The sequence below is a fragment of the Streptomyces sp. ADI95-17 genome, assembly GCF_003846175.1.
Taxonomy (GTDB): domain Bacteria; phylum Actinomycetota; class Actinomycetes; order Streptomycetales; family Streptomycetaceae; genus Streptomyces; species Streptomyces sanglieri.
In genome coordinates this window covers 125,115-126,014 of record NZ_ML123056.1, presented here as the reverse complement: position 1 = coordinate 126,014, position 900 = coordinate 125,115, and the positions used below count along the sequence as shown (strand labels likewise).

The following is a 900-nucleotide window of genomic DNA, read 5'->3' as shown; positions in this document are numbered from 1 at the left end:
CCTGGAATCCCGCATCCGAGACAGCCATCGTGTGCAAGGCGGCATCGAACAGCGCCGGGTGCAGTCCAAAGCCGCCGGCCTCAAGACCGTCGGGGAGGGCCACCTCCGCGAACACCTCGTCGTCGCGTTTCCAGACGGACTGCAGCCCCTGGAACACCGGCCCGTAGTCGAGTCCTTGAGCCGCCAGACGGTCGTACACATCGGCCGTGTGCAACTCGACGGCATCGCGCGGAGGCCACACCGCGAGCCCTTCACCCGCACCCCTGGTCCCGGCGTCGTCCGACAGCACGCCCTCCGCGTGCCGCGTCCATTCGGCACGCATGTCGTCGGATGAACGCGAGTACACGGTGAGCGCCCGGCGTCCGCTCTCGTCATCGGGAGCGCCCACCACGACTTGCACCTGGGTGTCGATCCGCTCCGACAGTACCAGCGGCGCTTCCAACGTCAGTTCGTCCAGCGATCCACACTCGACGTACTCGCCGGCGTGCAGCGCCAGATCGACAAGTGCCGTACCGGGCAGCAAGGTCGTGCCTTTGACAACGTGATCGGCGAGCCAGGGGTACCTGGCGGGCGACAGCAGGCCGGTGAACACCACACCCGCGCCCCCGGCCAGCGGAACGGCCGCACCCAGAAGCGGGTGCTCGTCCGGACTCTGCCCAAGACCAATTGCGTCGCGGTCGTACGTACGCTCATCCGTCAGCCAGTAGCGCTGGCGCTGGAAGGCGTAGGTGGGCAGGTCCACGCGGCCGGCACCGGTGCCGGCGAAGTACGACGGCCAGTCAACTGCCTTTCCGCGTACGTGCAGGTCAGCGAGGGCGGTGAGCAGGCTCTCCGGCTCGTTGCGGTTCTTGCGGAGGGCGGGTACGAAGGTGGGCTCATCGCCACCCTCGGAACCGGACG

The 900-nt window shown here is 68.2% G+C and carries 1 protein-coding gene; it reads right to left on the bottom strand.

Translation table 11 applies throughout. The features are described from left to right. A partial coding sequence (locus EES42_RS43015; RefSeq protein ID WP_206433934.1) for a polyketide synthase dehydratase domain-containing protein occupies positions 1-900 on the bottom strand: 900 nt, incomplete at both ends.